The sequence below is a fragment of the Streptosporangium sp. LJ11 genome (assembly GCF_051918945.1).
In the GTDB taxonomy this organism is placed as follows: Bacteria; Actinomycetota; Actinomycetes; order Streptosporangiales; family Streptosporangiaceae; genus Streptosporangium.
Genome location: NZ_JBPXMB010000002.1, coordinates 305190 through 318925 on the forward strand (window position 1 = coordinate 305190; position 13736 = coordinate 318925).

At 71.2% G+C, this 13736-nt stretch carries 15 protein-coding genes; 9 read left to right on the forward strand and 6 right to left on the reverse strand.

The window, feature by feature from the left end:
- Positions 1 to 23: 23 nt before the first annotated feature.
- Complete coding sequence (locus ACTOQ3_RS03910; RefSeq protein WP_362676260.1) at positions 24 to 185, reverse strand: hypothetical protein; 162 nt, start codon at positions 183 to 185, stop codon at positions 24 to 26.
- Between the two features lie 557 nt (positions 186 to 742).
- Here ACTOQ3_RS03910 and ACTOQ3_RS03915 point away from each other — a divergent pair.
- A complete protein-coding gene (locus ACTOQ3_RS03915) occupies positions 743 to 1036 on the forward strand; it encodes a hypothetical protein (RefSeq protein ID WP_440082026.1) in 294 nt (97 codons plus the stop codon).
- Positions 1037 to 1204: 168 nt separating this feature from the next.
- Here ACTOQ3_RS03915 and ACTOQ3_RS03920 read toward each other — a convergent pair whose 3' ends face one another.
- Positions 1205 to 1834, reverse strand: a complete 630-nt coding sequence (locus ACTOQ3_RS03920; protein WP_440082027.1) for a TIGR03085 family metal-binding protein — start codon at positions 1832 to 1834, stop codon at positions 1205 to 1207.
- A gap of 152 nt (positions 1835 to 1986) precedes the next feature.
- On the opposite strand from ACTOQ3_RS03920, the gene ACTOQ3_RS03925 reads away from it, so the two are divergent.
- Entirely contained in the window at positions 1987 to 3795 is a 1809-nt protein-coding gene (locus ACTOQ3_RS03925) for an ABC transporter ATP-binding protein (RefSeq protein ID WP_440082178.1), read from the forward strand.
- 94 nt (positions 3796 to 3889) lie between these two features.
- Positions 3890 to 5662, forward strand: a complete 1773-nt coding sequence (locus tag ACTOQ3_RS03930; protein ID WP_362676254.1) for an ABC transporter ATP-binding protein — start codon at positions 3890 to 3892, stop codon at positions 5660 to 5662.
- On the opposite strand, the gene ACTOQ3_RS03935 is transcribed toward ACTOQ3_RS03930, so the two are convergent.
- The 4 genes from ACTOQ3_RS03935 to ACTOQ3_RS03950 all read right to left on the reverse strand — a co-directional run bounded on the left by ACTOQ3_RS03935 (position 5659) and on the right by ACTOQ3_RS03950 (position 9200).
- The gene (locus tag ACTOQ3_RS03935; RefSeq protein ID WP_440082028.1) at positions 5659 to 6132 is read right to left on the reverse strand and encodes a GNAT family N-acetyltransferase; all 474 of its coding nucleotides are present in this window, start codon (positions 6130 to 6132) and stop codon (positions 5659 to 5661) included. The two genes, ACTOQ3_RS03930 and ACTOQ3_RS03935, sit on opposite strands and share 4 nt — an antisense overlap.
- Before the next feature lie 149 nt (positions 6133 to 6281).
- The gene (locus tag ACTOQ3_RS03940; protein ID WP_440082029.1) at positions 6282 to 7280 is read right to left on the reverse strand and encodes an ABC transporter substrate-binding protein; all 999 of its coding nucleotides are present in this window, start codon (positions 7278 to 7280) and stop codon (positions 6282 to 6284) included.
- A 79-nt stretch (positions 7281 to 7359) separates the two neighbouring features.
- Positions 7360 to 8124, reverse strand: coding sequence for an amino acid ABC transporter ATP-binding protein (locus ACTOQ3_RS03945; RefSeq protein ID WP_440082030.1), 765 nt, complete (start codon positions 8122 to 8124; stop codon positions 7360 to 7362).
- Positions 8121 to 9200 (reverse strand): amino acid ABC transporter permease, encoded by a 1080-nt coding sequence (locus ACTOQ3_RS03950; RefSeq protein ID WP_440082031.1) that lies wholly within the window; start codon positions 9198 to 9200, stop codon positions 8121 to 8123. The genes ACTOQ3_RS03945 and ACTOQ3_RS03950 overlap by 4 nt, the downstream gene beginning before the upstream one ends.
- A gap of 364 nt (positions 9201 to 9564) precedes the next feature.
- On the opposite strand from ACTOQ3_RS03950, the gene ppk2 reads away from it, so the two are divergent.
- The 6 genes from ppk2 (at position 9565) to trpC (ending at position 13709) form a co-directional block, all read left to right on the forward strand.
- Entirely contained in the window at positions 9565 to 10521 is a 957-nt protein-coding gene (gene ppk2, locus ACTOQ3_RS03955; RefSeq protein ID WP_440082032.1) for a polyphosphate kinase 2, read from the forward strand.
- A 66-nt stretch (positions 10522 to 10587) separates the two neighbouring features.
- A complete protein-coding gene (gene hisI / locus ACTOQ3_RS03960; protein ID WP_440065001.1) occupies positions 10588 to 10935 on the forward strand; it encodes a phosphoribosyl-AMP cyclohydrolase in 348 nt (115 codons plus the stop codon).
- Positions 10932 to 11534: a TIGR02234 family membrane protein gene (locus ACTOQ3_RS03965; RefSeq protein WP_440082033.1), complete on the forward strand. Its 603-nt coding sequence runs from the start codon at positions 10932 to 10934 to the stop codon at positions 11532 to 11534. Before hisI ends, ACTOQ3_RS03965 begins: the two co-directional genes overlap by 4 nt.
- 141 nt (positions 11535 to 11675) lie before the next feature.
- Positions 11676 to 12122 (forward strand): DUF4190 domain-containing protein, encoded by a 447-nt coding sequence (locus ACTOQ3_RS03970; protein WP_440082034.1) that lies wholly within the window; start codon positions 11676 to 11678, stop codon positions 12120 to 12122.
- 175 nt (positions 12123 to 12297) lie between these two features.
- A complete protein-coding gene (locus ACTOQ3_RS03975) occupies positions 12298 to 12729 on the forward strand; it encodes a DUF2752 domain-containing protein (protein WP_440082035.1) in 432 nt (143 codons plus the stop codon).
- A 170-nt stretch (positions 12730 to 12899) separates the two neighbouring features.
- Positions 12900 to 13709 (forward strand): indole-3-glycerol phosphate synthase TrpC, encoded by an 810-nt coding sequence (gene trpC, locus ACTOQ3_RS03980; RefSeq protein ID WP_362676234.1) that lies wholly within the window; start codon positions 12900 to 12902, stop codon positions 13707 to 13709.
- Positions 13710 to 13736 lie beyond the last annotated feature (27 nt).

Below are 13736 nucleotides of genomic sequence, written 5' to 3' on the forward strand. Positions count from 1 at the left end.
GGCGGGGGGACCCCGCCGGGCGGTTAGGTGAGCACTCGGGTGAAGAACAGAGCCAACTGGTCTGCTCCCCTGATGATCCCGTCGAAGACTCCGTTGACCGCATTCGCCGCTTCGGCGGGTTTGGTGAACAGATAGAAGACCACGAAAGCTACCGCGAGGTAGGTGAGGATCTTCTTGACCTGCATGGGGGCCTCCTGGCAGTTCCAATCCCAGCCGTATATACCCGAATTTTATCGATCTTTGGCATCTGCGGCCCGGGTGGCTCCCGGATTTTGATGATCATACCCGTCTCGCGGGGGCGAGCCGCGGTCTGGTCGCGAGTTTGGCATAGGTCACACCCGCCATCGTGCGGTCGCGAGACGCTCCTGTCCAATCTTCATTGCCAGGTATACCGGTAGGGCTAGCCCGGCGCCGGACGTACGCCGAGCGCGGGGATTGTCTTTGCTGGTCACCACCGATCCGGTGACCGGTCGTTCACGCCGGGAGTCCGGTGTTGCCGGCAGATGTCAGGAAACGCACGGCCTGCCGCCGGACGGGCCGGGGCACGCCGCCCCGGGGCCGTTCGCCGGTGACGCCGGGGGAGGGCGGCGGGCGACCGGCGCGTCCTTCCCGCCCCGCCCGGGTCGCCGCGTGGGACGGGCGGCACGTAGGCGGCTGGTGCGGCGTTTGTGGCTTCAAAAAGGGGGAATTGGTCGATGTATAGTAACTATACGTAATTATTCATAAGCAAGGAGTGAGGACGATGACATCACCCGTCGGAGGCCAGCCAGGTGATCGGTCGCGGAGTGCCGGCTCTCGCGGGTTGTCCGGTGAGACGAAACCGGCGTTCCAGACCACCGAGTTCATCGCCTACGTCGTCATCCTGGTCGCGATCGTGATCACGGCCTTCGTGGTCGGCGGTGACTCGCGCGGTTACGGTGACCCCTTCGGGGCGGAGCACGCCATCAAGTACATCACCGTTCTCACGGTCGGTTACATGATCGCCCGAGGTCTGGCGAAGGCCGGAAGCCGGGACCGGGGCGACGGCGTCCGCTAGCCCGCCCGGTTTCCGGCCGCCGACAGGCGGCTGATCGCCGGTCGTCCGGCGACAGGCCGTCAGCCGGCCGCCAGCCGGCCGACGCGGTCGCGAACCGTCGACGCCCGGACCGAGGTGGTCCGGGTCGTCGCCCACGACCTCTTCCCGCTCCCCGGGGAGCGGTCCCGCTCAGACGCCCAGGGGGGCGTCCATCAGCCGGGCCACGGTCTCCTCGTCGCCGCTCACGTCGACCTTGGCGTGGGACTGGCGGCCGAAGCAGAACAGCAGCAGTTCCCCGGCCGTGCCCGTCACCTCGACCTGCGGTCCCTGCTTGGGGCCGCCGATGGCGACGCCCCCGCCGATGCGATGCAGGACCACCCGGACGGGAGAGCGGCGCAGGAACAGCCGGGCGCCGCCGTGGACCTGCTTCCAGAACCTCTGCTCCAGCTCGGCGGGCAGCTCCCGCGGCTCCCAGACCCGCTGCGCCCGCCGCACGTCCTCGTGGTGGATGAAGAACTCCGTCGTGTTGACCGCCTCGTCCAGGCCGGGCAGGCGGTAGACCCCGGAAGGCCCGGAACGCACGAGTTCGACGAGGCCCGCGTACCCTTTCCTGGTCTTCGTGGACTCCTGCACCCTGGCGGTGTACCCGGCCAGTGGTTTGAGGAGGATGCCTCCGGCGGCGTCGGGGCGGCTCTCGCGGACGACGAGGTGGGCGGCGAGGTCGAAGGTGGTCCAGCCCTCGCAGAGCGTGGGCGCATCCGGGCCGAGCCGGGCGAACAGGTCACTGAGCGCGGATCGTTCGGCGCGGGCGTAGTTCATTTCAGGTCCTAACAAGCCGTTGTGTGAGCAACCGGAGGTGTCACCGTGACACTAACCGAAGGTGGTTCGGGAATAACCGGATGATCCACAGTGATAGGGACTTAGGTAGCAACGTTCCCCGTCGAAAGGACACCCCCCGCGTGGCGAGCAAGATGACCACCGCAGTCATGCGCAGGGGACTCGGGGTCCTCGGGGTGGCCATCCGGGCGGAGAAGGCGATCTTCTCCGCCGCGGTGCTGTCCAGTGCCCTGTACGGCGTGATGACCGTCGCCGCGGCGTGGGCACTGGGCTGGGCCACCGACCACGTCGTGCTCCCGGCCTTCAGGGACGGGCGGATCACGACGGGCACCCTCACCCTCGGCGCGCTCCTCATCCTCGGGGTCTCCCTGCTCAAGGCACTGGGCGTGGCCGGGCGGCGGTATTTCGCCGGGGTCATGCAGTACCGGATGCAGGCCCGCTCCCGCCGTGACGTCACCCGCCAGTATCTGAGGCTTCCCCTGGCCTGGCACCACAGGCACCCGACCGGGCAGCTGCTGTCCAACGCCGGGTCCGACGTGGAGGCGGCCTGGGCGCCGCTCGCCCCGCTGCCGATGGCCGTCGGCGTGGTCGTGATGCTGGTGACCGCCGCCGTCGCAATGGTGATCACCGATCCGATCCTCGCTCTCGTCGGCTTCCTGGTCTTTCCCGCGATCGCCGTGCTCAACCTGGTCTACCAGCGCAGGCTCAACCCGCTGGCCACCCGCGCCCAGCAGTTGCGCGCCGAGGTCAGCGAGATCGCCCACGAGAGCTTCGACGGCGCCCTGGTCGTCAAGACCCTCGGCCGCGAGGACGAGGAGACCGCCAGGTTCCAGGCCAAGGCGAGCGAGCTGCGCGACGCCAACATCGCCGTGGGCCGGGTCCGCGGCCTGTTCGACCCGATGCTGGAGGCGCTGCCCACCCTGGGCGTGCTCGCCGTGCTGCTGATCGGCGCGATGCGGCTGGAGAGCGGCGCGATCGGTTCGGGCGTGCTCGTCCAGGTCGCCTACCTGTTCACCCTGCTGGCCTTCCCGATCCGCGCGCTCGGCTGGGTGCTCGCCGAGCTGCCCCGGGCCGTCGTCGGCTACGAGCGGGTCCAGGCCGTGCTCGAGGCCACCGGCTCCATGGAGCACGGCGCCGTCGAGCTGCCCGGCACCGAACCCGCCAGGCTGGAGGTCCGCGACCTCGGTTACGCCTACGGCGACGGTGAGTTCCCCGTCCTGCGAGAGGTGAGCCTGGAGGTCGGGCCCGGCCGTACCGTCGCCCTGGTCGGACCCACCGGCTCCGGCAAGTCGACGCTCGCCCAGGCCCTCGTCCGCCTGGTCGACCCGGCGGAGGGCGTCGTGCTGGTGGACGGCACGGACCTGCGCGACGTCGCCAGAAACGGGGTCAGCGACGCGGTGGCGCTGGTGCCCCAGCAGACGTTCCTGTTCGACGACACCGTACGCGGCAACGTCACCCTCGGCCGGCCGATCGGGGACGAGGATGTCTGGGCGGCGCTGCGCCTGGCGCAGGCCGAGGGGTTCGTCAGCGCCCTGCCCTCGGGACTGGACACCCGGGTCGGCGAGCGCGGCACCACCCTGTCGGGCGGCCAGCGCCAGCGGATCGCCCTGGCCCGCGCGCTGGTGCGCCGCCCGCGGCTGCTCGTCCTGGACGACGCCACCTCCAGCGTCGACCCGCAGGTCGAGGCGAGGATCCTGTACGGACTGCGGGACGCGGCCCAGGTCTCCACCGTGGTCGTCATCGCCTACCGGATGGCCACCATCGCCCTGGCCGACGAGGTCGTCTACCTCGACCACGGCCGGGTCGTCGACCGGGGCGGCCACGCGGAGCTGCTCGCCCGCTGCGAGGGCTACCGCAACCTGGTCACCGCCTACGAACGCCAGGGCGCCGAGCGCGAGGCGCTCGCCGCCGAGCAAGAGGAAGAGGAAGAGGTCAGCGCGTGAGGAAGCACCACCGGCCGGGGGAGCACCCCGCCGGGACGACGCGGGGCGAGCGGGGCCGAGGTCCGCTGGGGCCGGAGCTGGGAGGACGGTGCCGGTGAGCTCGTTCCAGGGAGTCGAGCGCTCGGGGCTGGCCACCGTCAGGCACGGCCTGTCGCTCACGCCGGAGTTCCGCAAGGGGCTGGCCGGTACGCTCGCGCTGGCCGTGGTGGCCACGGTCGGCAAGATCATCGTGCCGATCGCCGTCCAGCAGACCATCGACACGGGGCTCGCGAAGGGGGCCCCGGACGTGGCCTACGTCCGCACCGCCGTGCTGCTGTGCGCCGCCGCCGTGGTGTTCACCGCGCTGTGCGCGTACCTGATGAACGTCCGCCTCTACCGGGCCACCGAGTCCTCGCTCGCCACGCTCAGGGTGCGCGGCTTCCGGCACGTGCACGACCTGTCGGTGCTCACCCAGAACTCCGAGCGGCGCGGCGCCCTCGTCTCCCGGGTCACCGGCGACGTCGACCAGATCAGCGTGTTCATGCAGTGGGGCGGGCTGATGATCATCATCGCCCTGGGCCAGCTCCTGGTCGCCACCGGGCTGATGTTCGTCTACTCCTGGCAGCTCGCCCTGCTGGTGTGGCTGTGCTTCCTGCCGCTCATGGTCGTCCTGCCGCGCTTCCAGCGGTGGCTGTCCGGCGCCTACACGCGGGTCCGCGAGCGCACCGGCGACATGCTCTCCGCCGTCAGCGAGTCGGTCGTGGGCGCGGCCGTGATCAGGGCCCACGGCTCCGAGGCCCGTACGGCCGAGCGGCTCGACGTCGCGATCGACGCCAACATGGCGGCGCAGGCCCGCACCCAGCGGATCGTCGCGACCGTGTTCCCGCTGACCGAGATCGTCGCCGCCGTCACCCTGGCGGCCGTGGTGCTGGTCGGAGTGCGGCTCGGGCTGGCGCAGGACATCACCGAGGGGCGCCTGGTCGCCTTCCTGTTCCTCATCACGCTGTTCGTCTCGCCGATGCAGATCGCCACCGAGGTGCTCAACGAGGCGCAGAACGCCGTCGCCGGGTGGCGGCGCATCCTCGGCGTGCTCGACACCCCCGCCGACGTCGCCGACCCGGGCCCGGAGGGCGTCGAGCTGCCGCGCGGTCCCATCTCGGTCTCCTTCGAGGACGTGGAGTTCTCCTACCCCGGCGGGGTCCCGGTGCTGCACGGGGTCTCGGCGGACATCCCGCCGCGCTCGCGGATCGCCGTGGTGGGGGAGACCGGTTCCGGCAAGACGACCTTCGCCAAGCTGCTCACCCGGCTGATGGACCCGGTCTCGGGGCGGATCACGGTCGACGGTCACGACCTGCGGACCGTCCGGTTCTCCTCGTTGCGCAGCCGCATCGTCATGGTGCCGCAGGACGGCTTCCTGTTCGACGGCACGCTGGCGGAGAACATCGCCTTCGGCCGCCCCTCGGCGACCGAGGCGGAGATCCGGCTCGCCATGACCGAGCTGGGGCTCACCGACTGGCTGGAGGGACTGCCCGCCGACCTGTCGACCAGGGTCGGCCAGCGCGGCGAGTCGCTGTCGGCGGGCGAGCGCCAGCTCGTCGCGCTCGCCCGCGCCTACCTGGCCGACCCCGACCTGCTGCTGCTGGACGAGGCCACCTCCGCGGTGGACCCGGCGACGGAGGTGCGGCTGGCCCGCGCCCTGGAGGGCGTCACGCGGGGCCGCACCGCCGTCTCCATCGCCCACCGGCTCTCCACCGCCGAGGCGGCGGACGAGGTGTTCGTCTTCGACAAGGGGCGGATCGTGCAGCGCGGCCCGCACGCCGAGCTGGTACGCCGGCCCGGCGTCTACGCGGACCTGCACGCCTCCTGGGTCTCGGCCGCCCGCTCCTAACCTCCCGGGCGGGATGTCCACCCCGAGCCCTCGATGATCTTCTCGAAGGGGTGGGGGCCGACCGTCTCGGGGTCGGCCCCCAGGTCGTAGAGCGGGGTGTATCCGGTCGACAGGTACAGTCCCGCCGCCTCGGGCTGCCGGGGGCCGGTGGTCAGGTAGATCCTGCGGTAGCCCTGCCGCGCGGCCTCCCGCTCCAGCTCCCGTACGACGGCGACGCCCAGGCCGCGCCGGCGGTGGTCCGGGTGGGTCCAGATCCGCTTGAGCTCGGCGGTCTCCTCGTCGTGCCGGAAGAACGCGCCCCCGGCGACGGTCAGCCCGTGCTCGACGAGGACGAGGAACGCGCCCCCGCGCTCGGGGGTGAACCGCTCGCCGGGATAGCGGTTGATCTCGTCGTTGGGACCGTACCGGCTGGTGTACTCGGCGTGCAGGCCCTCCAGGAGCGGTTCGACCTCGGGGTCGGGAACGGCCACGTGCCGCACCTGGAGGGGGGCGGCCGGAGCCCGCGGGGAACACCCGCCCGGTGCCGGTGCCGGTGGCGCGTGCTTCGTGTACGGGGACGGGGGCGGCGGGGGCGGGGGACGTTCGGTGCCCGGGGCGGCGGGCCTCGCGGAGTCGATCGTCACTTGGGCTGCCTCGGCAGGCCGGGCGGGTTGATCCTCGACGTGGGCAGTGCCTCGTTGTCCAGGCCCCAGCGCTTGAGCACCTCGGCGTACTTGCCGTTCTCGATGAGCGTGTTGATCGCCTCGTTGACCGGCTGGACCAGGCCGTTGCCCTTCAGGGTCATGACCGCGATGAGGCCCTCGACCGACCCGCCGCCCGAGAGCGTCCCGACGATCCTGCTGTCACCTCCCACCGCGACCTGGTAGGCGATGGGAGGGTTCGGGCCCAGGTAGGCCTGGACGCGGCCGGACTTCAGCGCGAGCAGGACGTCGCCGTACTTCTGGTAGTACTGGATGTTCGCGGCCTTGAGCCCGGCCTTCTGGTTCTGCGCGTCCCACTCCAGCAGGATCTTCTCCTGGTTGGTGCCGGATCCGACGGAGACGTTCAGGCCGGCGATGTCGGCGGCCTTCTCGATCTTGGTGATCGGGCTCTCCCCGCTCACCTGCCAGGCGAGCTGGTCCACCCGGTAGGTGGCGAAGTCGTAGATGTCCTTGCGCTCCTCCGTCACCGTGACGTTGTTGAGCACCAGGTCGTACTTGCCGGACTTGACCGCGAGGAACAGGTTCTCCCAGGAGGTGTTCTCCTCCTTCAGGGGCAGTCCCAGCACGTCGGCGATCAGGTGGGCGAGGTCGGTCTCCACGCCGACCAGGGTGGTGTCGTCGTCGGCCAGGAACACCAGGGGCGGGGCGCCCTCGCCGTTGAAACCGGCGGTGAGCGCGCCCTTGGACCGGATCGCCTCGGGGACCTTGGCGGCGATCGCCTCCACCTTGCCGGCGCGGACGCGGTTCTGCTCGGGCGAAGTGTTGATCTTCGTCCCGCCGGTTCCCGGCGGGGCCGCGGCCGGGGCGGCCTCCGCCCTGTCCGTGGTGGCGGCCGGGGTCGCGGCGCCGCCGCAGGCGGCGGCGAGGAGGAGAGGCAGGGCGGCGATGGCGGGGGCGAGCCTCGATATGAACGACATGTCGGTCCTTGCTGGGGTCGGGTGGCGGGTGGCGCCGGGAAGTTCGTGAGGGGTCTTCGTGAGGGGTCCGCGCGGGGAGTCAGAGGACCTTGCTGAGGAAGAGGCGGGTGCGCTCGTGCCGGGGGGCGTCCAGCACCTCGGCGGGAGTGCCCCGCTCGACGATCCGGCCCTCGTCCATGAAGACCACGGTGTCGGCGACCTCGCGGGCGAAGCCGACCTCGTGGGTGACGACGATCATGGTGGTGCCGCTCCCGGCGAGGCCCTTCACCACGTCGAGCACCTCGCCGACGAGCTCCGGGTCCAGCGCGGACGTCGGCTCGTCGAAGAGGATGACCTTGGGCTCCAGGGCCAGGGCGCGGGCGATGGCCACCCGCTGCTGCTGACCGCCGGAGAGCTTGCGGGGGTAGGAGTGCGCCTTGTCGGAGAGCCCGACCCGCTCCAGCAGCCGGGTCGCCAGCGCGTCCACCTCCGCCCTCGGCCTGCGCTGGGCCGACAGGGGCGCCTCGGTGACGTTCTGGTGCACGGTCAGGTGCGGGAAGAGGTTGAAGTTCTGGAAGACGAAACCGATCTTGGTCCGTTGCCGGAGGATCTCGCGCTCGGGCAGCTCGTACAGCCTGTCGCCGGACCTGCGGTAGCCGACCAGCTCGCCGTCGACGCTGACCGACCCGCTGTCCACCTTCTCCAGGTGGTTGACGGTACGGAGGAGCGTGGACTTCCCCGATCCCGACGGGCCCAGGATCACCGTGACCTCGCCCGGGGCGACCCGCAGGTCCACCCCGCGCAGCACCTCCAGCGACCCGAAGCTCTTGCGCACGCCCCGCAGCTCGACCATCGCGGAGCTCATGCGCGGCCCTTGCCGTAGTGCCGCTCGACGTAGTGCTGCGCGACGGACATCACGGAGGTCATCACGAGATACCAGATGGTCGCCACCAGCAGCAGGGCGATGACCCTGCCGTTGCGGTTGTAGATCACCTGTACCTGGTAGAAGAGCTCGGGCAGGGCCATGATGTAGACGACCGAGGTGCCCTTGACCAGGCCGATGATCTCGTTGCCGGCGGTCGGCACGATCGACCGCATGGCCTGCGGCAGGACGATCCGGAACAGCTGCCTGGCCCTGGGGATGCCCAGCGCCGCGGCCGCCTCCCGCTGGCCGTGGTCCACCGAGAGCAGCCCGGCCCGGACGATCTCCGCGGCGTAGGCGGCCTGGTGCAGGGCCAGGCCCAGCGCGGCGGCGGTGACCGGGCCGATCAGGTCCATCGTCCCGATGTCGAAGAACGCCGGGCCGAACGGCACGCCGAAGGAGATCCTCGGATACAGCAGGGCCAGGTTGTACCAGAACAGCAGCTGCAGGATCAGCGGTACCGACCGGAACAGGGCGATGTAGCCCCAGGCGACCGAGTTGAGCAGCGGATTCCCCGACAGCCGCATGAGCGCCAGGACCGTGCCGAGCAGGAAGCCGAAGACGATTCCCAGCGCGGTCAGCTCCAGCGTGAACACGACCGCCCGCAGGACGGAGGGCGCGAACAGGTACTCCCCGACCACCTCCCACTCCCAGGCCGGGTTGGTGACCAGCGCGCTGGCCGCCATGGCCAGCAGCACCGCGACGCCCAGGGCCGCCACCCACCGCCCGGGATGGCGGGTGGTGACCACCTTCGGCGGGGGCTCACCGGCCGCCGCGTCTCCCGGGCCGCCGGGGGGCTCGCTCACCGGGGGAGTGGCGGCCAGGATCACGCGGGGCCCGGCGGATCCGCCGGGCCCGCCGGGGGCGGACGCGGAGACGAGCCGGGCCCGGCTCCACGTGTACCCGCGGTGCGCGCGCTCCCGGCCACCCGTCACCGGGGGCGGTGCCTTCGCGGGAGCCGCGAGGGCCGCGGGATCGCGTGTGTCACCGCCGTCGGCGCCTGAGAATTCGACGGGCATGGTTGAGGCCTTTCTGGCTGGTCGTACCGGACGGGGGCGGTGCGGGGCGCGCTCCGCGGGCGGAGCGCGGGAAGGTCGGCGGCGACGCGGGTCAGCGGCGACAGGGGAGGGGTCGGGCGTGGCGCGGGGCGACGTGCTCGCCCGCCACCGGCGGGAACTCTGGGCGCACGGCATCACTTCAACACACGTTCCTAATCCCGTCAAGACCTACTGGTTTAGTAGGTTTTTTGCCGGGACGGATCGCCCGGCGAAGAGGGGACGGATCACCCGCGAAGAAAGGGATGCCCGGGAAGGATTAGCCTGTTCAGAGGGTGGTAGTGGCAGGACGGAGGCGGGCCCCACGCCCGCCCGAGGGAAGGGACCGATGGCAGAGTTGGTTGGCGGGGAGCCGTCGGACGGCCAGTTCCCCGTGGTGGACGTCCACGCGGCGATAGACCGCAGCGATCTGCTCGACGAGCTGACCGACCTGCGGGTCAACGACGATGACGACGACGATCCCGTTCTGATCCGCAAGGACGGCAGCCCGGTCGACACCTGGCGGGAGAGGTACCCCTACGGCGAGCGGATGGGGCGGGCGGAGTACGACCGGATCAAGCGGCTGCTCCAGATCGAGCTGCTCAAGCTCCAGTACTGGATCAAGGACACCGGGGGACGCATGGTCGTCCTCTTCGAGGGGCGCGACGCCGCGGGCAAGGGCGGCACGATCAAGCGGTTCATGGAGCACCTCAACCCCCGGGGCGCGAACGTGGTGGCGCTGGAGAAGCCGAGCGAGCGCGAGAGCACCCAGTGGTACTTCCAGCGCTACATCTCCCACCTGCCCGCCGCCGGCGAGATGGTCTTCTTCGACCGCTCCTGGTACAACCGCGCCGGGGTCGAGCGGGTGATGCGCTTCTGCACCCCCGAGGAGTACCTGGAGTTCCTGGAGCAGGCCCCCGAGTTCGAGCGGATGCTCGTCCGCGACGGCATCCACCTGGTGAAGTTCTGGTTCTCGGTCTCGCGGTCCGAGCAGCGCACCCGGTTCGTGATCCGCCAGGTCGACCCCGTGCGGCAGTGGAAGCTGTCGCCGATGGACCTGGAGTCGCTCGACAAGTGGGAGGACTACACCGCCGCCAAGGAGGACATGTTCGTCAACACCGACACGGAGGAGGCCCCGTGGACGGTGATCAAGAGCAATGACAAGAAGCGGGCCCGGATCGAGGCCATGCGGCACGTCCTGAGCCTGTTCGAGTACGAGAACAAGGACCACGAGGTCGTCGGCGCCCCCGACCCCAAGATCGTCGTCCACGCCGCCGACGTGCTCGACGACGACCGCGGCTACTGAGCCGAAGGCCGGCCGCGAGACCGGGCCGGACGCGACCCCTCCTCCCGGTTGCGGCACAATTGCCGCATGTCCCTTGACCTCGCCATCGCGGCCCGGCTGAAGCGCACCGCCGACGGGCTGGTTCCCGCCGTCGTCCAGCAGTACGACACCGGCGAGGTGCTCATGCTCGCCTGGATGGACGACGAGGCGCTGCACCGCACGCTCACCACGGGAAGGGCCACCTACTGGTCGCGCAGCCGCGGAGCCTACTGGGTGAAGGGTGACACCTCCGGCCACGTCCAGCACGTCAAGTCCGCCGCGCTCGACTGCGACGGCGACACCATCCTGCTTAGGGTCGACCAGGTGGGCGCCGCCTGCCACACCGGCGACCGGACCTGCTTCGACGCCGGCGAGCTGACGGTGACCCGGGCGTGACGGGCAGGCGGGAGCTGTGGACCTGGCTGGCGGCGTGCGTGGCGGGCGCCGCGCTCGTGCTCCTCGCCGCCGGGCGCGACTGGTTCACCGTGACGTACGACACCCGCGAGGTGGCGGTCTCCGCCGCCGAACTGGTGCCCGCGCTCGGCCCCGCCGCCTGGGCGGGGCTCGCCGCGGTGGTCGCGGTCCTCGCCACGGGAGGCGTGTGGCGCGGGCTCGTCGGAGCGGTGATGGCGCTCGGCGGGGCCGGGATGATCGCCGGTTCCTGGTGGGGGAGCGGCGCGAGCGCCGCGCTGCGGATCTCCGCCGAGCAGGCGCCGATCTCCGCCGGCACCACCCCGCAGGTCGCGTCGGCCGTCGTCTGGCCGATCCTCGCCTCCGCCGGAGGGCTCCTGCTGCTGGCCGGAGGAGTGGCGGTGATCCTGCGCGGCGGGCGCTGGCCGGGCATGTCCGGCCGCTACGACCGGCAGGGGGCCGGTCCCGGGGGTGCCGCGAACCGTCCCGCTCCCGCCGAGAGCGCCCTCGGCGAGCGGGCGCTGTGGGACGCCCTCGACGAGGGCACCGACCCCACGGCCGACCCGGACCCCCGCGAGCGCTGACCTACGGCGAGCGCTGATCCTCGGCCTGCGCCTTCGGCCACGACTTGCTCACAACGGGCTCACGAGCGCGAACGGATCCTCTCCTTCCGGGAGCATTTTCGCTAGGATTTCGCCCGCAACTCGGATAATTGGGGGTCATTCATGAGCTATGGCAATCACTCGGATGGCTATGGCCAGACCCCAGGGGGCGGCGGTTACGGCCCCCCGGGCGGCTACGACTCGTCCGGCGGTTACGGCACCGGAGGGCACGGCGGTTACGGCCAGCCCGGTGGCGGTTACGGCCAGCCCGGCGGCTACGACCCCTACGGGGGGTACGGCAAGCCGCCCAAGGGCAACAACGGCATGGCCATCGCCGCGCTGATCATGGGCATCGTGGGGTTGTTCAGCTGCGGGCTCCCCTCGATCGTTGGTGCGGTGCTCGGCCACATCTCGCTGGGACAGATCAACCGGACGGGCGAGGAGGGCCGGGGCATGGCCGTCGCGGGCCTGGTCCTGTCCTACTTCGGCATCCTGTGCTGGCTGGGCGTGGTGTTGCTGTTCTGGCTGATCGGGGCCGGCGCCCTCATCGGCAGCGGTGTGAGCTACTGACGCGGGGCCGGGCATCCGGCGCCGATCCCGCCGGGACCCGCGACCGGTCCCGGTTCCCGCGGGGGTTCGCGCCCGGCGGCGCGGTGGCGGCGTGAGTAGGGTGACCGGTGAGGGCCGGTGGGGAACGGCCACCGGCGAAGGATGCTGACGGGCCAGGCGACGGCATGGTGACGGCGTGGTGACGGGGAAGATCGAGGGTCCGCGCGGGGCGCGTGCGGCGGCCGTGCTGGCGCCGCTCGGCGTCGCGCTGGCGGCGGGCGCGGCGGTGGCGTTCGTGGGGGCGGTGGATCCCGGCGAGCCGGGCCACTACCCGACCTGCCCCTTCCTCATGCTCACCGGCCTCTACTGCCCCGGCTGCGGCGGCCTGCGAACGGTGTACGCGCTCGTCCACGGGGATCCCGCGGCGGCTCTGGGGCTCAATCCGCTCGTCGCGCTCATGATCCCGGTGCTGGTCGTGCTCTGGGGCCGTTGGACGCTGCGTGCCTGGTCGGGCGGTGTGCCCGCCGGGAAATCCATTCACCCGGCGTACGTGTGGTCATTGCTCGCTTTGATGGTCGTGTTTTGGGTAGTGCGAAATCTTCCTTTTGGGGAATTCCTGGCCCCATAGTCACCGATAGGTCTCACCCCGTGGCGGAGCGACCCCGGCAGGGCCGATAGCATCGGCGGAACAAGGGCAGTCGATTCGGGAGGGGCCTTACTCGTGAGCGAGCGGAGCGAGCGAACCACGGATACGGCAGCGTTCGCGAACCTGGCCCCGGAGCTTCGCGAGGAGGGCAAGTGAGCGTGCTCGAGGAGATCCTCGAAGGAGTCCGCGCCGATCTGGCCGAGCGGCAGGAGAAGGTGACGCTGGCCGAGCTCAAGGAGCGGGCCGGGCGGGCACCGGCCCCCCGTGACGCGTACGCGGCGCTGGGCGGCGACCAGGTGGCGGTCATCGCCGAGGTCAAGCGCTCCAGCCCGTCCAAGGGCGCCCTGGCCGCGATCGCCGACCCCGCCGCGCTGGCGGGTGACTACGAGTCGGGCGGCGCCCACGTCATCAGCGTGCTCACCGAGCGGCGTCGCTTCGGCGGCAGCCTCGACGACCTGGCCGCCGTGCGCGCCGTCGTCGACATCCCGGTGCTGCGCAAGGACTTCATCGTCACCTCGTACCAGCTCTGGGAGGCCCGTGCCTACGGCGCCGACCTGGCGCTGCTGATCGTCGCGGCGCTCGACCAGAACGCGCTGGTCTCGCTGATCGAGCGGGCCGAGTCGATCGGGCTGGCCCCGCTGGTCGAGGTGCACACCGAGGAGGAGCTCGACCGGGCGCTCGCCGCCGGAGCGAAGATCATCGGTGTCAACGCGCGGAACCTCAAAACCCTCGAGGTCGACCGCGAGGTGTTCGCCAAGCTGGCTCCCAAGATCCCCGACGGCGTCATCAAGATCGCCGAGTCGGGCGTGCGCGGCCCCCACGACCTGCTCGCCTACGCCAGGGCGGGAGCCGACGCCGTCCTGGTCGGCGAGAGCCTGGTGACCGGCAAGGACCCGCGGGCCGCCGTGGTCGACCTGGTCACCGCCGGTGCCCATCCCGCATCCCGACCCGAGGGGCAGTAAGCAGTGACAACGCACGACGGAACCGTC